Raw genomic sequence first — 17,903 nt, 5'->3', positions numbered from 1 at the left:
TTCCGGTCTGTCAGTCGACAAAGACCTCGTCACGTCCCCGCCGGATGGACGGCAGGATGCCGACGACGAGCATGACGATGGCGAGCACGATGAAAAAGGCGGCGATCGGCCGCTCGACGAAGGTGAGGAAACTGCCGCGCGAGATCATCAGCGCCTGGCGCAGGTTCTCCTCCATCATCCGGCCGAGCACGAAGCCGAGGGTCAGCGGCGCCGGCTCGAAGTTGAACTTGCTCAATGCGTATCCGAACACCGCAAGGGCGGCCATGATCAGGATGTCGGCGGGCTCGGAATTGATCGAGTAGACGCCGATGCAGCAAAAAATGACGATGCCGACGAACATGAGCCGGTACGGCACGTTCAACAGCTTCACCCACAGCCCGACCATCGGCAGGTTGATGACCAGCAGCATCAGGTTGCCCATCCACATCGAGGCGATGAGGCCCCAGAACAGGTCGGGCATCTTCGTCATGATCTGCGGGCCGGGCACGATGCCGTGAATGGTCATCGCGCCGACCATCAGCGCCATCACCGCATTGGGCGGAATGCCGAGGGTGAGCAGCGGGATGAAGGAGGTTTGCGCGCCGGCATTGTTGGCGCTCTCGGGTCCCGCCACTCCTTCGATCGCCCCGCGCCCGAAGCGGCCGGGCGTTCGCGAAAGCTTCTTCTCCAGCGTATAGGAGGCATAGGGAGCCAGCACCGCACCATTGCCGGGCAGGATACCGAGAATGCTGCCGAGCAGCGTGCCGCGCAGGATCGGCTTGGCAGCGGCCCGCAACTCGTCCGGGCCCGGCAGCAGGCGGCCTATCTGCGTCTGCTTCACCTGCCGCGCCTCGCCATGTTCGAGGCTGCGGAACACTTCGGCGATGCCGAACAGGCCCATGCCCAGCAGTGCGATCTCGATGCCGTCGGCGAGCCACACCGCGCCGAAGGTGAGGCGCAGCTGGCCGGTGGTCAGGTCCGGCCCGACGGTCGACAGCAGCACACCGATCAGGATCATGATGATCGCCTTGAACACCGAGCCGCGGGCGAGCAGCACGGCAAAGGCGAGGCCGGTCAGCATCAGCGCGAAATACTCGGCCGGGCCGAACACCAGCGCCAGGCTGGCGAGCGGCGAGGCCAGCGCAGCAATGACCACCGTGGCGATGGTGCCGGCGACGAAGGAGCCGATCGCCGAGATGCCGAGAGCGATGCCCGCCCGCCCCTGCCGCGCCATTTCGTGGCCGTCGAGCGCGGTGACGACGGCGCTGGACTCGCCGGGAATGTTCAACAGGATCGAGGCGGTGGAACCGCCATATTGCGCGCCGTAATAGATTCCGGCGAGCATGATCAGCGCCGCCGTCGGATCGAGACCGAAGGTCAGCGGCAGCAGGATGGCAATGGTGGCGATGGGGCCGATGCCGGGCAGCACGCCGATCAGCGTGCCGAGCATGCAGCCGGCGAAGCACAGCAGCACGTTGATCGGCGACATCGCGACGCCCATGCCATGGGCGAGATTTTGCAGGAAGTCCATCGGGAGCTCAGAACTGGATCGAGAGGGCCGGAAGGATCAGCATCGGCAGCGGCTGGTTCAGCAGGCCGCGGAAGACGACGGCGCAGAACACCGTCATCACCACGGTGAAGATGGCGAGTTCGACCGGCCGCACCTCGCGCGAACCAAAGCCGGCCACCAACATCGACAAGGGCGCCGCGACGAGGAAACCCACCGAGCGGATCATCGCCGCGAAGATGACGAGCGATGCCAGCACGAAGATCGGGCCGCGCAGCTGCCAGCGCTCCAGTGCCTCGCCTTCCTTGACGAAGCTCAGCACCACCAGCACAGCACCGCCGATGCCGATGCCGATCGCCGTCCAGCGCGGCACCATCGCCGGTCCCATCGTGCGCAGGGTGCCCTGCGGCAGGCCGCTGAGCATCCAGACGACGAAGGCGGCGGCGACGATCAGGAAGGCCCCGGCGACGAAATTCTGCGGCGAGCGGATGGCGGGATGCGGTCCCTGCGCATCCCGTTTCAGCAAAGACATGCGAGCCTCCTCGATAGAGCTGTCGCATTTCGGACGGAGGCGGCCGGCCGGGCCGCCCTCATTCAACAGTGACGCCGATGGTCCGCACCATCTCGCCCCACTTGTTGACCTCGTCCTTCAGATAGACCGACACCTCTGCGACATTGCGCTTGTGGAGCTGGTAGCCCATGCCGATGAGCTTCTCCTGGATGTCCTTGCGCGCCAGGATCTCGCCGATGTCGGTATTGATCTTCTCGACGATGTCGGCCGGGGTCTTGCCCGGCGCCAGCACCGCCACCCAGGATTCCGCCACGAAGGGGAACCCCTTCTCGGTATAGGTCGGCACGTCCGGCATGGCGGAGACGCGGGTCTCGCTGGCGACGGCGAGGCCGTTCAGCTTGCCTTCCGTCACCTGCGGGATGACGCCGAAGGAGGAGGCGACCATGTCGACCTGGTTGCCCAATGCAGCCTGCACCGACAGCGCGCCGCCGCGGAACGGCACATGTGTGGCCGGTGTCTTGGCGAGCTTGCGCAGGAAATATTCGGCGGCGATGTGCGATCCGCTGCCGACGCCGGCGGTGGCGAAGGTGATCTCGCGATCCTTGGCCCAGGCCAGATAATCCTTCAGGTCGCCCGGATTCGACGGGTGGGTGGCGATGGTTTCAGGCGAGGAGACGGAAATCGAGATCGGTGCAAGCTGGTCGAGCGAATAGTCGCGCTGCTTGTAGAGCGTCTCGTTGATGGCGATCGCCGTCGAGGTGACGAGCAGGGTCAGGCCGTCGGGCTTGGCGTTGGCGACGATCGAGGCCGCGGTGTTGCCGCCGGCCCCGGCCTTGTTTTCGACGGTGACGGCCTTGCCCCATTTGGTGCTCAGCTCCTGGGCGATGATCCGTGCGAAGGAATCGACGAAGCCGCCCGCCGCGAAGGCGACGGTCAGGGTGACGCGATCCTGCGGGTAGGCGCTGGCCTGCGCGCGCACGAGACCCGTGCAACCGAGCAGGATGGCGGCCGCGGACAGGGCGGCCACAACCGGACGACGAAGGGCGTTCATTTTCCTCTCCATGTAAGGTCTTGCTTGCGAACCCCTCTGCGGGGGTTTCGTCGGTTGGACCGCCGGCTCAGCGAGCCGGGCGCTTCAGATTGACGTGGATGTGCTTCTCCTGGGTGTAGGCCAGCAGTTCCTCCAGGCATTCCTCGCGGCCGAGGCCGGATTGCTTGTAGCCACCGAAGGGCGTGCCGAGGAAATGGCGGGAGACCTCGTTGATCCAGACGAAACCGGCTTCGACCTCGCCCGCCAGCCGATGCGCTTCGCGCACGTCGTCGGTCCAGATCGAGCAGGTCAGTCCGTATTCGACGCTGTTGACCGTCTCCAGCATCCGCGCCTCGTCGGACCAGCGGAATATTGCGAGCACCGGGCCGAACACCTCCTCGCGGGCGAGGCGCATCTGCGGCGTGACCTCGGTGAAGATGGTCGGCTGGACGAAATTGCCGCCGGCCAGTGCTGGATCTTCCGGCACGCCGCCGCCGCACAGCAGCGTCGCGCCCTCGGCCTTGGTGTCGGCGATGAAGCTCATCACCTTGTCGAACTGGGCGCGGCTGATGATGGCGCCCATGGTGGTCGCCGGATCGGCGGGATCGCCGGGCTTGAAATGATCGATCTTGCGCGCGATGCGTTCGACCACCGCGTCATGGATCGCCTCGTGCAGAAACACCCGGCTGGTCGAGCCGCAGGACTGGCCGCACCAGGTGAAGTTCATGCCGGCGACCACCGCGCTCGCCACCTCGTCCGGGTCGGCATCAGCGCGGGCGATCAGCGCATTCTTGCCGCCGAGTTCCAGCAGCACCGGCTTGATGGTGTCGGCGCCGGCCTTCATCACCGCCCGGCCGGCCTGCACGCTGCCGATCAGCGAGATCATCGCCACGTCCGGGTGCGAGGCCAGCGCCGCGCCGGTCTCGCGACCGCCCGGCAGCACGCTGAACACGCCCGGCGGCAGCAGGCCGTCAATGAGTTCGGCGAAGCGCAGCGAGCTCAGCGGCGCCTGGTCCGGCGGCTTGACCACCACGACATTGCCCGCCGCAAGCGGTGCCGCCGACTTGGCGGCACAGAACATGAAGGGATGGTTGAAGGGGATGATGCGGCCGATGACGCCGCGCGGTTCGCGCACCGAGAAATTCACCGAGTCAGGCCCGAGCGGCACCGAGTGCCCCTTCATTTCGGTGACGAGGCCGGCGAAGAAATCGAGCTGCGCCGCGGCGTTGGCGACATCGCCGGCCATCTCGTGCACGGGGTTGCCGCCGTCGATCGCGTCGATCAGCGCCAACTCGTCGGCGTTCTCGCGGACGATGCGGGCGATCTGCCGGAGGATCTTGGCCCGCTCGGCCGGCCGGACCTTGCGCCATTCGCGATAGGCCGCCTTCGCCGCCTTGACCGCCGCATCCACATCCGACGCATCGGCCTGCGCCACGAAGCCGAGCGACGAGCCCTTGGCCGGATTGGTGAGCTCGATCCGCGCATTCTGCACCGGCGCCCGCCAGGCGCCGCCGTAATAGAGTTCGCGGTTCTTCGGCAGAACGTCGGGGGTCTTGATGCCATCAATGTACATTGGGTCGTTCCTCACGCCTCGAAGACGGCGTTTCCCGATTGAATATCCCGGTTTCTCTCGTTGCCGCGCCGGACCGGCGCGCTGGAAAACTCGGTCTCTTCCGGCCGATCAGGCCAGCACGTTCGCGTCCTTCAGTTCCCGGCGGACCAGGTCGAGCATCTCCTCCAGATCCGGCGGATAGGTCTCGAGGGCGAGGCGGCCGAGCCGTTCCTGCTGCGCCACCGTGCCCTCGGTCACCGCCGGCTCGACGCCGAGCTCGCGCAGCGTGAGAGCGACCTCGCGCATTTCGGCCGCACGCCTCACACCATGGTCGAGCATCCGGCTGACGTTGTAGGAAGCGACATCCCGCCACGCGATCCCCGGATAGCTACGTTGGAGGGATGCGAGGATATCGGCCTCTATCCCCGCCGACCGCGCGGCGGCGAAACACTCGTAGCAAAGTGCCTCGAGGCCCTTCACCATGACGCTGCGCACCATCTTCACCTGTGTCGCCGCGCCGATCTCCGGACCCGCGACGGAGAGGTTCATGCCATAGTCGCCGAACACGGCGACGAAGCTCTCCGCGGACGGGCCGGCGGCGAGGCAGGGCGTCTGGTGCTGGCGCGGATGCACCGGCGCCATGATCGCGAGGTCGAGATAGCCGCCGGGCCGGCCGATGGCTGCGGCCGCGGCGCGCTTGCGACCGGGGGACACCGAATTCACATCGACGAAAAGCTGGTGCGGCCCGAGCAGCGGAGCGACACGGCGCGCCGCATCGAGGCTCGACTCGGCCGTGACCGCTGAAAACACGTAATCGGCGCCTTCCAGCGCGGTTGCGGGGTCGGCGGCGAGGCGCACGCCAAGCCGTTCGGCCGGCACGCATATACGGGCCTCGTGGCCGGCAATATCGAACGCCGCGACCTCGCGAATGCCCGCTTGCATCAGGCCGCCGGCAAAGGCTTGCCCGGCTTCGCCGAAGCCGATGAAGCAGAGTTTCGGCGGCAGCTTGCCGTCGGGGTGAAGACCGGCGTCAGACATGTTCATGCCCCTCAGAGAATCCGGCACACATCGTCGAAGTCGAAGCGGGCTGCACGGGGCCGCAGGCTCGCCGGGTCGCCGTAGCCGATATTGACGAGGAAGTTCGACTTGACGCGCCCGCCGGGGAAAAAGGTCTCGTCCACCGCGTCGTGCAGGAAGCCGGACATCGGGCCACAATCGAGGCCGAGCGCCCGTGCCGCCAGGAGCAGATAGGCGCCCTGCAGCGTCGCGTTGCGGAAGGCGGCCCGCCAGGCGAGATCCGGATCGGCGATGTAGGTCTCGCGCCGGTCGACCGCATGCGGCGCCAGCGTCTCCAGATGTTCGTAGAAGGCGGTGTCGATGCCGAGCACCGCCGTCACCGGCGCCGCCATGGTCTTGTCGACATTGCCCGGCTTCAGGCAGGGCCTGAGTTGTTCCTTGGCTTCCGGCGAGACCACGAAGACGATGCGCTGCGGGCAGATGTTGCTGCTGGTCGGCGGCAGCTTGGCGATCTCGTAGAGGGCCCGCAGATCCGCTTCCCCGACCGGCTTCGGTAGCCAGCCATAATAGGTTCGCGCGTCACGGAAAATCAGGTCGAGAGCGCTGTCGGCGACACGCTGCCGCGTCGCGTCGGTCCGCGTCGCGTCGGTATTGGCGTCCATGGTCGTTTCCACCGTTTGTTGGGCGGAAATAGACACAAGAATCGATGGCCCGTCGTCCGGCCAAACGGCAAAATATCTATAGCTAAAAGTTATACCTGCGTCGGCCGCGCCTTCAGTCCAGCAGACCGGTCTTTTGCAGTTCGCGCAGATGCTCGCGCAGCGCCGTGATCAGGGCCGCGACGCTGGCCGGCCGCCGCCGGTGGCGTAGGGAGACGATGCCGGCCGGCCGGCTCACCGAGACCAGCGCCACCGGCAGCAGGTGCACCGCACCGCGCGTGAGGTCGCCCGCCAGCATGAGGCGTGGCAGGACGGTGACGAAATCGCTGGAAAGGATGAGTTCGCGAATGAACGAGAGCGAGGTCGAGCGCAGCGGCGGCGTGCTCGGCAGCAGGTTGGAATAGGCCAGCACCGAATCCACCTCCTGCCCCAGCCGCTGCTCCAGCGAGGGCAGCACCAGCCCGTAGCGGGCTAAGGTCTCCACATCGACCTTTCCGTGCTTCAGCAGCGGGTGGTCGGCCCGCACGATCATCGAGATCGGCTCATGATAGATGGTTTCGCGCTGCACATCCTGGGAGGTCTCGGCCTCGTAGAGGCGGCCGACAATAATGTCGAGCTTGCCGCTTTCGAGTTGCGGCATGAGTTCCACCGTGCGCCCCTGCACGATGCGGATGTTGAGATCCGGATTGGTTGCCCGCAGCCGGCCGAGTGCCGCCGGCAGCACGCTTGACGCCGCGGTCGGCAGGGCGCCGATCACCAGCGTGCCGGCAAGGCCCTGCTCGATGAGCACGACGTCGTCGCCGAGACGCTCGACGAGCGACAGCATGGCGCGTCCCCTCTCGACGACCGCCTTGCCGAACGGATTGATAAGCACGCCGCGCGGCACCCGATCGAAGATCGGCTGGCCCAGAATGGCCTCGATCTCCTGCACCGCCTTCGACACCGCCGGCTGGCTCAGCTCCAGCTGATGCGAGGCGGCGAGGAAGCTCCCCTGCTCCGCAACCGCGATGACGATTTCGATCTGCCGCAACTTCAGACGGGAACTCAGCTTCTGCCGCATGATGGGTCCGCCCTGCCGTGCCGTTTGCGGCCGGAAACACCCACAGGGATGCCCGCCGCCACCGGCCTTGTCCAGTACGTGACGGCCCGTCACAGCCGGCTGTTCGGCCGGGCCGGCATCGGATAAGCCAGTCGCTGGCCACGCGCCCGCAATCGGAGGTCGCCATGCGAATCGACGTGTTGGGACTTCAGGCATTCGTCAGCATCGCCGAACGGGGCAGCTTCCGGGCGGCCGCCTCGCATCTGAATCTGTCGCAGACCGCGCTCAGCCACCGCATCCGCAAGCTCGAGGAATCGCTGTCGCTGCAATTGCTGGTGCGCACGACCCGGCAGGTGACGCTGACGCCGGCCGGCACCGCTTTGCTGCCCCGCGCTCGAAAAGTGTTCGAGGAGCTCGGCACCACGCTGGAAGATCTGCGCACCACCGCCCGCGAGGCGGAGGAGCGGGTGGTGATGGGCTGCCTGCCCACGGTGGCGATGCGCTGCATGCCGGAGGTGATCGCCGCCTTCGTCGCCCGCTACGGCAATGTCCAGGTCACCGTCCACGACAATTCGGTGCTGGAGATCGCCGACAAGGTGCAGTCGGGCGAAGCCGAGTTCGGCGTGACCATCATGTCGGCCAATCGCTGGGACCTCGAACTCAAGCCGATCGTGAAGGAACCCTTCGTGCTGGTCTGCCACCGCAGCATGCCGATGGCCGGCGCATCCTCGATCAGCTGGGCCGAGCTCGGCGGCATGCCGCTGGTGCGTATCAGCTCGGAAACCGGCAATCGCATCCTCATCGACGACGCGCTCGGCGCGCGCAGCGAGACGCTGTTGTGGCGCTACGAAGTGCAGCGGGTGGTCACCGCGGTCAGCCTGGTGCGCTCGGGCATTGGCTGCGCCGTAGTGCCCAAGCTGGCGCTGGATGTCGTCTCGCGGGACGACATCGTGGCGATCCCGCTGCGCTCGCCCACGGTGACGCGCACACTCGGCATCGTGACGCGCAAGGGGCTGCCGCTGCGCCCGGCCGCCCGTGACCTGCTCGATCTGGTCATCGCCGCACTGCACGAAAGCATCGCCGACTGACAGATGCATCTTTTGCATCAATCGCTGCAAAACTCTCATTTGATTCAGTAATTTTTTCCTCGCACCCTTGGCGTCAACAAAGCCGAGGATCGCTGGCACGGCCTGCGGCGACGCGTGCCGGGCGTGCTCATCCTGCAGCCGAGGCCGAGCGCACGGAGGCATCCGGCGAACCGCCGCCGTCGACAAACGACAAGCCAACAACAAGCGCGCCAACAACAACACGCCAAAAAAACAAACGCTCAGGAAACGCATCATGGCCATCAATCGCCGCGCCCTTCTGGCGAGCGCCGGATTGGCGTTCGCCGTCCCCACAATGGCCCGCAAGGCCATGGCGGACGACAACGTCGTGAAGATCGGGCTCATCGCTCCGATGACCGGCCCGTTCACCTCCACCGGCCGCATGCTGGAGGAGGGTGTGCGGCTCTACATGAAACAGGCGGGCGACACCGTCGCCGGCAAGAAGATCGAGTTGATCGTGCGCGACGACACCGGCGTCGCCGACGTCACCAAGCGCATCGCCCAGGAAATGGTGGCGAATGACGGCGTCACCATCCTCACCGGCTTCGGCCTGACGCCGCTGGCGCTGGCCGTCGCGCCGCTGGCGACGCAGGCCAAGGTGCCGGAGATCGTGATGATGGCGGCGACCTCGGTGGTCACGGAGCGTTCGCCCTTTATCGTCCGCCCGGCCTTCACCCAGGCGCAGACCACCGTGCCGCTCGCCGACTGGGCCTACCAGAACGGCATTCGCAAGGTGGTGAGCATCGTCGCCGACTACGCGCCGGGCCTCGATTCCGAGGCGGGCTTCAACAACCGCTTCAAGGCGGAAGGCGGCGAGGTGCTCGAAGCCATCCGCGTGCCGCTGAGTACCCGTGATTTCGCTCCGTTCCTGCAGCGGGCGGTCGATGCCAAGCCGGAAGCGCTGTTCGTGTTCGTTCCGACCGGTCTCGGGGCGGCGCTGATGAAGCAGTTCGTCGAACGCGGCCTCGACAAGTCGGGCATCAAGGTGCTCGGCGAAGGCAGCGTCACCGAGGACGACATCATCACCCAGATGGACGATTCCGTTCTGGGCATGATCACCGCGCACCATTATTCGGCGGCGCATAAGAGCCCGGAGAACGCCGCCTTCGTCGAGGCCTTCCGCAAGGCCTATGGCCACCGGCCCAACCACATAGCCGTGCATGCCTATGACGGCATGCGGCTCGTCTACGAGGCGCTGAAGAAGACTGGCGGCTCGACCAACGGCCAGCAACTGGTCGAGGCCATGAAAGGCCTGTCCTGGGAAAGCCCGCGCGGGCCCTTCACCATCGATCCCGCCACCCGCGAGCCGATCCAGAACATCTACATCCGCCGCGTCGAGCGCATGGGTGGCGAGCTCTACAATGTCGAATTCGCCACCATCCCCAATGTCAAAGACCCGTCCAAGGCCGGTCTCTGAACGGCAAGATGGAGGAGAGAACCATGCTTAATCGACGCTCGCTCATTGCCGGCCTCGGTCTTGCCGGCGTCTGCGCTCCCGCCGTCCTGCGCGCCCAGGCGGCCGAAGCTTCGCAGGCTTGGCCCTCGCAGGTGGTGAAGATCGTGGTGCCGTTCACGCCCGGCGGCAGCACCGACGTGCTCGCCCGGCTGATCGCCGCCAAGATCGCGCCGACCATCGGCGGTCCCGGCTTCATCATCGAAAACAAGGCCGGCGCCGGCGGCACCATCGCCGCCGCACAGGTGGCGAAGGCCGCCCCCGACGGCCACACGCTGATGATGGGCCATATCGGCACGCTGGCTTTCAATCCGGCGCTCTATCCGGACCTGCCCTACGATCCGATCCGCGACTTCGAGCCGGTGGCGCTGGTCGCGTCGGTGCCGAACATCCTCGTCGTCAATCCGGAGGTTCCGGCCAAGGATTTCCAGGAATTCGTCGCCTACGCCAAGGCCAATCCCGGCAAGCTGAACTACAGCTCGGGCGGCCAGGGCAGCGCCGCTCACATCGCCGGTGCCTATCTTGCCTACAAGGCGGGCTTCCAGGCGGTACACGTGCCCTATCGCGGCACCGCTCCCTCGGTGGTCGATCTGATCGGCGGCGTCGTGCAGTTTACCCTCACCGGCGGGCCGGCGGTGCTGCCCTTCGCCAGCAAGGGCCAATTGCGGGCACTCGGCGTCGCCAGCGCCGAGCGCGCCACCTTCGCACCGCAGCTGCCCACCATCGCCGAGAGCGGCCTTCCCGGCTTCGAGGCGGTGCAATGGTACGGGATCGTCGCGCCGAAGGGCACGCCGCGCGAGATCGTCGATCGCCTGAACCGCGAGATCAACGCGCAGCTCGCCACCCCCGAATTCGCCGCCGTGCTGGAAAAGGACGGTGCGGTCGCCACTCCCCGCCCGCCGGAAGCCTTCGGCGAGCTGATCGCCTCGGAACTGCCGGTGTGGCGCGAGGTCATCACCCAGGCCCAGATAAAAGCCGGAGGCTGACAGATGCAGAGCCGCGTTAGGTGCATGCTCATCCGGGGAGGAACGTCCAAGGGGGCTTATTTCCTCGCCTCCGACCTGCCGCAGGATCGCGACGCACGCGATGCACTGCTGCTCGCCGTGATGGGCTCGCCGGACAAGCGCCAGATCGACGGGCTGGGCGGGGCACATCCGCTCACAAGCAAGGTAGCGATCGTCTCGCCCTCCGCCGACCCGGCGTGCGACGTCGACTTCCTGTTCGCACAGGTCGGCGTCGACACCGCGCATGTCGACACCACGCCCAATTGCGGCAACATCCTTTCGGGAGTCGGACCGTTCGCCATCGCCCGCGGGCTGGTGCCCATCGAAGAGCCGGTGACCACCTTGCGGGTGCGCACGCTCAATACCGGCACCATTGCCGATCTGAGGGTCGAGATCGCCAACGGCGAGGCGCGCACGGACGGCACCGCGCGCATCGATGGCGTGCCCGGCACCTCGGCGCCGATCAATATCGGCTTCCGCGACACCGAGGGCTCGGTCTGCGGCACGCTGCTGCCCACCGGCAATGCGGTGGACGTGGTCGATGGCGTCGAGGTGACGTTGATCGACAACGGCATGCCGGTGATCGTACTCAGGGCCGCAGATGTCGGGCGCACCGGCTATGAGAGCCGCGAGGCGCTCGACAAGGATGTCGAACTGAAGGCACGCATCGAGCGGATCCGGCTGGCAGCCGGCCCATTGATGAATCTCGGCGACGTCTCCAGCAAGGTGGTGCCGAAGATCGCACTGGTGGCATCGCCACGAGCCGGCGGCGCCATCGCGACACGCAGCTTCATTCCGCATGAATGCCACGCCTCCATCGGCGTGTTCGCGGCGCTCACCGTCGCCACCGCCGCCGCCCTGCCCGGCTCGCCTGCGGCCTCGGTCGCGCAGTTGCCGCCGGGGCGCGAGAAGTCGGTGTCGGTGGAGCATCCCACCGGCGAGTTCACCGTGCATCTGACGGTCGGCGGCACGCCGGACCGCCCGGTCGTCGAGCGCGGCGGCCTGCTGCGCACCGCCCGCATCCTGATGGACGGATCCGCCTATGTCCCGGCGCGGGCCGCATCGGCGCAAACCGATGGCGCGCTCCGCGCCGCCGAATGATGAAAACCGAGAGGATCGAGTTCGCATGTCGAGCCTGCAGAAGACAGGTCTGGTCGTCACCGCGCATCCCGGCGATTTCGTGTGGCGCACGGGCGGCGCGGTGGCGTTGCACGTCAAGCGCGGCTACCGGGTGAAGATCCTGTGCCTGTCCTATGGCGAGCGCGGCGAGAGCCAGTTCGCCTGGAAGAAGGCCGGGGTGAAGATGGAAGACGTCAAGGCGCAGCGTCGCGACGAGGCCGAGCGCGCCGCCACCATCCTCGGCGCCGAAATCGAGTTCATGGATGCCGGCGATTATCCGCTGCGCACCACCGAGGCGATGCTCGACCGCGCCGTCGATATCTTCCACGAGCTCACGCCGAGCTTCGTGCTCACCCACTCGCTGCAGGACCCCTACAACGTCGACCATCCCGAGGCGACCCGCTTCGCCCAGGAGGCGCGGATCATCGCCCAGGCCGCTGGCCACAAGCCGGATCCGAACAGGCCCTATTCGGCGCCGCCGGTGTTCCTGTTCGAGCCGCACCAGCCGGAGCAGTGCAACTACAAGCCGACGCTGATCCTCAATATCGACGAGGTGTGGGAGGTGAAGCGCCGCGCCTTCGAGGTGCTCGCCGCCCAGCAGCACCTCTGGGAATACTACACCCGCGTCGCGCTCAACCGCGGCATGCAGGGCGGGCGCAATTCCGGCCGCGCCATGACCTATGGCGAGGCCTATCAGCGACTGTTCCCCGAAGCCGTGGAGGTGCTGGCATGAAGCCCGTCGTCGTTCGTACCAGCAAGCGGGCCGACGCCGCCGACATCGCCACGCTCGGCGAGCTCGGCGTTTCCACCACCCACGAGGCGTTCGGCCGGCTGGGGCTGATGAAGCCCTATATGCGCCCGATCTATCCCGGCGCGCAGATCGCCGGCACCGCGGTGACGGTGCTCGCCCAGCCCGGCGACAACTGGATGCTGCACGTCGCCATCGAGCAGGTGAAGCCGGGCGACATCATCGTGGTCGGCTGCACCGCCGACAATACCGACGGCATGTTCGGCGACCTGCTCGCCACCTCGCTGAAGGCGCGCGGCGGCATCGGCCTCGTCACCGATGCCGGGGTGCGCGACGTCAAGGTGCTGAAGGAGATGGGCTTTCCGGTGTGGGCCAAGGCGATCTCCGCCAAGGGCACGGTGAAGGCGACGCCGGGCAGCGTCAATGTCCCGGTGGTGTGTGGCGGCGTGCTGGTCAATCCGGGCGACGTGGTGGTGGCCGACGATGACGGCGTGGTGATCGTGCCCCGTCTGGAGGCGGCGGCGGTGGCTGCCGCCGCCCGCCAGCGCGAGGCCAATGAGGAGGAGAAGCGCCGGCGCCTCGCCTCCGGCGTGCTCGGCCTCGACATGTATGCGATGCGCGAACCGCTCGCCAAGGCAGGCCTCGTCTATATCGACGACCCGGAAGGCTGAGCGCGATGCTGACCATCCTCTTCGATGGCGTGGCCTATGGGATGCTGCTCTTCATCCTGGCGTCCGGCCTCGCCGTCACGCTCGGCCTGATGAACTTCGTGAACCTCGCTCACGGGTCGTTCGCCATGGCGGGCGGATATGTCACCGTGGTGCTCATGCAGCGCTACGGCATGGGCTTTCTGGCGACGCTGCCGGTGGCTTTTCTGGTGCCGGCGCTGATCGGCGCGGCGCTGGAGCGCACGCTCTATCGCCCGCTTTACGACAAGTCCCACCTCGACCAGGTGCTGTTCTCCATCGGCCTAGTGTTCATGTCGGTGGCGGCGGTGGACTATTTCATGGGCTCGCAGCAGCAGCTGGTGCATGTGCCGTCCTGGCTGCGGGGGCGCTTCGACATCGGCGGGGTCGGGGTCGGCCGCTACCGCAGCTTCGTCATCGCGGTGTGCATCGTCATCACCGTGCTGCTGCAGTTCGCGCTCACCCGCACCCGTTTCGGCAGCCAGCTGCGCGCGGCGGTGGACGACCAGCGTGTGGCGCGCGGGCTCGGCATCGAGGTCGGCACGCTGTTCACGCTCACCTTTGCCGTCGGCTCCGGCCTTTCCGGCCTCGGCGGCGCGCTCGGCGCCGAGATGCTCGGCCTCGACCCCACCTTCCCGCTGAAGTTCATGATCTACTTTCTCATCGTGGTGACGGTCGGCGGCCGCGCCGGACTTATCGGCCCCTTCCTCGCGGCACTGCTGATCGGCGTCGCCGACGTGGCCGGCAAATACTACCTGCCGCAGGCCGGCGCCTTCATCATCTATGCGCTGATGATCCTCGTGCTTCTGGTCCGGCCGCAGGGCCTGTTCGCGGCGGCGCGATGAGCATGGCCCGCCCGACCGCCTCCCTCCCCGCCGCCAACCTGCCCGTCGCCGGCACCGCGGCACCGGCAGCAACCACCGCCGCGCCCGCCCCGGACACGACCAGCCTCGCAGGTACGCTGCTGCGCCGTCGCCGGGCCTGGAAGCCCGTCGAGCTGCTGTTCTGGGGCGTGGCGATCCTGGCGCCGCTGATGCTGCCGCGCTCGATGCTGCTGATGAACGAGATCGCCATCCTCGGCCTTTTCGCGCTGTCGCTGGACCTCATCCTCGGCTATGCCGGCATCGTCTCGCTCGGTCATGCCGCCTTCCTCGGCGTCGGCGCCTATGCCGCCGGCCTTTTCGCGCTCAATGTCAGCACCGATCCGCTCGCCGGTCTCGTCGCGGCGATGCTCGCCGCCTCTGTACTCGGCCTCCTGTCCAGCTTCCTGGTGCTGCGCGGCAGCGATCTCACGCGGCTGATGGTGACGCTGGGCGTGGCGCTGCTGGTCTTCGAGGCTGCCAATAGCTGGCGCTCGCTTACCGGCGGCGCCGACGGCCTGCAGGGCATCACTATAGGCCCGGTGCTCGGCCTGTTCGACTTCGACCTGCAGGGCCGCACCGCTTACCTCTACTCCCTCGCCGTGCTGTTCCTGCTGTTCCTGGCGGCGCGGCGGATGATGGGCTCGCCCTTCGGCCTGTCACTGCGCGCCCTGCGCGACAACCGGCTGCGCGCCTCCGCCTCCGGTGTCGGCGTCAACGAGCGGCTTGTCCTGGTCTACACGCTCGCCGCTGCCTATGCCGGCGCTGCCGGAGGGCTGCTCGCCCAGACCACGCAATTCGTCTCGCTCGACGTGCTGGAGTTCCACCGTTCGGCGGACCTGATGCTGGTGCTCATCATCGGCGGCACCGGCTGGCTCTATGGCGGCCTGGTCGGCGCGGTGCTGTTCGAGCTGTTCCAGGATGTCGTCTCCGCCGCCACGCCACAGTATTGGCAGTTCTGGGTCGGGCTGCTGCTGGTGGTCTTCGTCTCGGGCGGTCGCGAGGCGGTGCACAAGGCAGGCGCGGCCCTGCGCCGGCGGATTGCCGCCCTGTTCGGAGGGCGCCGCGCATGAGCACCCCGGTTCTGGAAACCATCGGCCTCGTCAAGCGCTTCGGCGGCCTGCTCGCCACTGACCACGTCTCCTTCACCCTCCGGCGCGGCGCGCGCCATGCGCTTATCGGACCCAACGGCGCCGGCAAGACCACGTTCGTCAACCAGCTGACCGGCGTGCTCACGCCGACCGAGGGGCAGATCCGCCTCGAGGGCGAGGACATCACCCACCGCCGGCCGGAGGCGCGGGTGCGGCTGGGCATGAGCCGGACCTTTCAGATCAACCAGCTGTTCCGCACCATGACGCCGCTGGAGATGCTGCTGCTCGTGCTCGGCGAGCGCGAAGGGCGCGGGCTGCACTTCTGGAGCCGGCTCGACGCGCGCGCCGACCTCGTGCGCGAGGCGGCGACGATCGCCGAGCGCTTCCGCCTCGACGACGTCATCGACGCGACCATCGCCACCCTGTCCTACGGCAAGCAGCGCCAGCTGGAGATCGCCGCCGCCTTCGCCGCCCGGCCCAAGGTGCTGCTGCTCGACGAGCCCGCGGCCGGCGTGCCGGAGGCCGAGCGCCAGGACCTGCTCGACACCGTGGCCGAACTGCCTGAGGACGTCAGCGTCTTGCTGATCGAGCACGACATGGACCTCGTCTTCCGCTTCGCCACCCGCATCACCGTGCTGGTGAACGGCGCGGTGATCGCCGATGGCGAACCCGCGGCCATCGCCGCCGACCCGGCGGTCCGGGCGGCCTATCTCGGAGAGGGCAAGGATGCGTGACCTGCTCAGCGTCGAGCGCCTGAGCGCCGGCTACGGCCAGGCCATGGTGCTGCACGACATCGGCTTCAGCCTCGCCGAGGGGCGCAGCCTCGCACTCCTGGGTCGCAATGGCGTCGGCAAGACGACGCTGCTCAACAGCATCATCGGGGTCACCCGCCGCACGGCGGGCGAAATCCGGCTTGGCGACATCGCCGTCACCAGTTTCGGGCCGGAGAAGCGGGCACGGGCCGGGATCGGCTGGGTGCCGCAGGAGCGCAACATCTTCCGCTCGCTGACCGTTCTGGAAAACCTCACCGCCGTTGCCCGTCCGGGCGCATGGACGCCCGAGCGCGTCTTCGCCATGTTCCCGCGGCTCGGCGAGCGGCGCGCCAATATGGGCGACCAGCTCTCCGGCGGCGAGCAGCAGATGCTCGCCATCGCCCGTGCTCTGGTGCTCAATCCGAAGCTGCTCTTGCTCGACGAGCCGACCGAAGGTCTCGCGCCGATCATCGTCGAGGAACTGCTGAAGGCGCTGCGCGACATCTTCAAGGCCGAGGGTCTCGCCGCGATCATTGTCGAGCAGCACGCCCGCAAGATCCTCAAGATCACCGACGACGCCATGATACTGGAACGCGGGCGCGTCGTGCACCGGGCAGCCAGCGCGGCACTACTCGACGACGACGCCATGCTGCAGGGCTTTCTCGGCGTGGCAAGGTCCCCGGCGGCGAAGCCATCCGGCGAGGCTCGGCCAACGGGTACGCCCCGCTAGGCCGCACGAAAAGGAAAAAGGAAGGAAATGACGCCCGAACCCATTCACGACATCGCCCATCTCGCGCATGTCGAACTGTTGACCGACAAACCGGCCGAAAGCCTCGACTTCTTCGTCAATATTCTTGGCCTCACCGAGAGCGGGCGCGAGGGCGACAGCATCTATCTGCGCGCGTGGGACGATTATGAGTTCCACACCCTCAAGCTCACCGCCGCGTCCCGCACCGGCGTCGGCCACATCGCCTACCGCGCCACCAGCGAGCAGGCACTGGCACGCCGCGTCGCCGCCATCGAGAAGCTCGGCGCCGGCATTGGCTGGGTGGGGGGCGACCTGGGCCATGGCCGCGCCTATCGCTTTCACGATCCGGACCGGCATGTGTTCGAAATCTATTTCGACACCCGGAAATACACCCCGCCGCCGGGAGAGCGGCCGGCGCTCAAGAACCAGGCGCAGCGAAACCACGGCCGCGGCTGTGCCGTGCGCCGGCTCGACCATGTCAACCTGCTCGCCCGCGACGTGGCGGCGATCCGCGAATTCCTGCCCGCGGCGTTGGGCAGCCGGGTGACGGAGCAGATCGTGCTCGATTCCGGCGCGGTGGCCGGCTGCTGGCTGACGGTCAACAACAAGACCTACGACATCGCCTATACGCGCGACTTCACCAACAGCGAGGGGCGCTTCCATCACGTGACCTATGCGGTCGACCAGCGCGAGCACGTGCTGGAAGCGGCCGACATCTTCCTCGAGAACGGCGTCTTCATCGAGACCGGGCCGCACAAGCACGCCGTGCAGCAGACTTTCTTCCTCTATGTCTACGAGCCGGCCGGCAACCGGGTGGAAGTGGCCAATGCCGGAGCGAGGCTCATTCTCGACCCCGATTGGCAGCCTGTCACCTGGACGGAAACCGAGCGGAAGAAGGGGCAGGCCTGGGGTCTCAAGACGATCGAGAGCTTCCACACTCACGGGACTCCACCGGTCGCTTCCGACCACTGAGCGGACGAGGCCAGAGCCGGCGGAGGGAGTTCCGCCGGCTCTGGCGAACCCGGCGTGAGCGAGAGCCACA

Annotated in this window: 18 protein-coding genes; 11 read left to right on the top strand and 7 right to left on the bottom strand. The window is 67.3% G+C overall.

Annotated features, from left to right (window positions below; genetic code table 11):
* Window positions 1-10: 10 nt before the first annotated feature.
* From KHC24_RS03310 to KHC24_RS03280, 7 genes are all read right to left on the bottom strand, one after another.
* On the bottom strand, window positions 11-1,510 hold the full coding sequence (locus KHC24_RS03310) for a tripartite tricarboxylate transporter permease (protein WP_213359315.1): 1,500 nt from the start codon (window positions 1,508-1,510) through the stop codon (window positions 11-13).
* Between the two features lie 7 nt (window positions 1,511-1,517).
* The gene (locus KHC24_RS03305) at window positions 1,518-2,018 is read right to left on the bottom strand and encodes a tripartite tricarboxylate transporter TctB family protein (protein WP_213359314.1); all 501 of its coding nucleotides are present in this window, start codon (window positions 2,016-2,018) and stop codon (window positions 1,518-1,520) included.
* A 58-nt stretch (window positions 2,019-2,076) separates the two neighbouring features.
* Window positions 2,077-3,048 (bottom strand): Bug family tripartite tricarboxylate transporter substrate binding protein, encoded by a 972-nt coding sequence (locus KHC24_RS03300; RefSeq protein WP_213359313.1) that lies wholly within the window; start codon window positions 3,046-3,048, stop codon window positions 2,077-2,079.
* A gap of 67 nt (window positions 3,049-3,115) precedes the next feature.
* On the bottom strand, window positions 3,116-4,600 hold the full coding sequence (locus KHC24_RS03295; RefSeq protein WP_213359312.1) for an aldehyde dehydrogenase family protein: 1,485 nt from the start codon (window positions 4,598-4,600) through the stop codon (window positions 3,116-3,118).
* 108 nt (window positions 4,601-4,708) lie between these two features.
* A complete protein-coding gene (locus KHC24_RS03290; RefSeq protein ID WP_213359310.1) occupies window positions 4,709-5,623 on the bottom strand; it encodes an NAD(P)-dependent oxidoreductase in 915 nt (304 codons plus the stop codon).
* Between the two features lie 5 nt (window positions 5,624-5,628).
* On the bottom strand, window positions 5,629-6,258 hold the full coding sequence (locus KHC24_RS03285; RefSeq protein ID WP_213359308.1) for a malonic semialdehyde reductase: 630 nt from the start codon (window positions 6,256-6,258) through the stop codon (window positions 5,629-5,631).
* A gap of 112 nt (window positions 6,259-6,370) precedes the next feature.
* Window positions 6,371-7,315, bottom strand: coding sequence for a LysR substrate-binding domain-containing protein (locus tag KHC24_RS03280; RefSeq protein ID WP_213359305.1), 945 nt, complete (start codon window positions 7,313-7,315; stop codon window positions 6,371-6,373).
* Window positions 7,316-7,479: 164 nt separating this feature from the next.
* On the opposite strand from KHC24_RS03280, the gene KHC24_RS03275 reads away from it, so the two are divergent.
* The 11 genes from KHC24_RS03275 to KHC24_RS03225 all read left to right on the top strand — a co-directional run bounded on the left by KHC24_RS03275 (window position 7,480) and on the right by KHC24_RS03225 (window position 17,833).
* Window positions 7,480-8,382 carry a LysR family transcriptional regulator gene (locus tag KHC24_RS03275; RefSeq protein ID WP_213359303.1) on the top strand — a complete coding sequence of 301 codons (903 nt, stop codon included), beginning with the start codon at window positions 7,480-7,482 and terminating at the stop codon, window positions 8,380-8,382.
* A gap of 253 nt (window positions 8,383-8,635) precedes the next feature.
* Entirely contained in the window at window positions 8,636-9,817 is a 1,182-nt protein-coding gene (locus KHC24_RS03270) for an ABC transporter substrate-binding protein (RefSeq protein ID WP_213359301.1), read from the top strand.
* 23 nt (window positions 9,818-9,840) lie between these two features.
* Window positions 9,841-10,839 (top strand): Bug family tripartite tricarboxylate transporter substrate binding protein, encoded by a 999-nt coding sequence (locus tag KHC24_RS03265; protein WP_213359298.1) that lies wholly within the window; start codon window positions 9,841-9,843, stop codon window positions 10,837-10,839.
* Window positions 10,840-10,842: 3 nt separating this feature from the next.
* Complete coding sequence (locus tag KHC24_RS03260) at window positions 10,843-11,958, top strand: 4-oxalomesaconate tautomerase (protein WP_213359294.1); 1,116 nt, start codon at window positions 10,843-10,845, stop codon at window positions 11,956-11,958.
* A gap of 25 nt (window positions 11,959-11,983) precedes the next feature.
* The gene (locus tag KHC24_RS03255) at window positions 11,984-12,709 is read left to right on the top strand and encodes a PIG-L deacetylase family protein (RefSeq protein ID WP_213359291.1); all 726 of its coding nucleotides are present in this window, start codon (window positions 11,984-11,986) and stop codon (window positions 12,707-12,709) included.
* A complete protein-coding gene (locus KHC24_RS03250; RefSeq protein ID WP_213359287.1) occupies window positions 12,706-13,395 on the top strand; it encodes a 4-carboxy-4-hydroxy-2-oxoadipate aldolase/oxaloacetate decarboxylase in 690 nt (229 codons plus the stop codon). The genes KHC24_RS03255 and KHC24_RS03250 overlap by 4 nt, the downstream gene beginning before the upstream one ends.
* 5 nt (window positions 13,396-13,400) lie before the next feature.
* On the top strand, window positions 13,401-14,255 hold the full coding sequence (locus tag KHC24_RS03245) for a branched-chain amino acid ABC transporter permease (protein WP_213359285.1): 855 nt from the start codon (window positions 13,401-13,403) through the stop codon (window positions 14,253-14,255).
* A 2-nt stretch (window positions 14,256-14,257) separates the two neighbouring features.
* Window positions 14,258-15,343: a branched-chain amino acid ABC transporter permease gene (locus tag KHC24_RS03240; RefSeq protein ID WP_246546102.1), complete on the top strand. Its 1,086-nt coding sequence runs from the start codon at window positions 14,258-14,260 to the stop codon at window positions 15,341-15,343.
* Window positions 15,340-16,095: an ABC transporter ATP-binding protein gene (locus tag KHC24_RS03235; RefSeq protein ID WP_213359282.1), complete on the top strand. Its 756-nt coding sequence runs from the start codon at window positions 15,340-15,342 to the stop codon at window positions 16,093-16,095. The genes KHC24_RS03240 and KHC24_RS03235 overlap by 4 nt, the downstream gene beginning before the upstream one ends.
* Complete coding sequence (locus KHC24_RS03230; RefSeq protein ID WP_213359279.1) at window positions 16,088-16,843, top strand: ABC transporter ATP-binding protein; 756 nt, start codon at window positions 16,088-16,090, stop codon at window positions 16,841-16,843. The genes KHC24_RS03235 and KHC24_RS03230 overlap by 8 nt, the downstream gene beginning before the upstream one ends.
* Before the next feature lie 27 nt (window positions 16,844-16,870).
* The gene (locus KHC24_RS03225) at window positions 16,871-17,833 is read left to right on the top strand and encodes a catechol 2,3-dioxygenase (protein ID WP_213359277.1); all 963 of its coding nucleotides are present in this window, start codon (window positions 16,871-16,873) and stop codon (window positions 17,831-17,833) included.
* The last annotated feature ends 70 nt before the right edge of the window (window positions 17,834-17,903 follow it).

Source organism: Ancylobacter defluvii, assembly GCF_018390605.1.
Classification (GTDB): Bacteria; Pseudomonadota; Alphaproteobacteria; order Rhizobiales; family Xanthobacteraceae; genus Ancylobacter; species Ancylobacter defluvii.
Note: the sequence above shows the minus strand (reverse complement) of the source record. Positions and strands in the feature narration are given on the sequence as shown.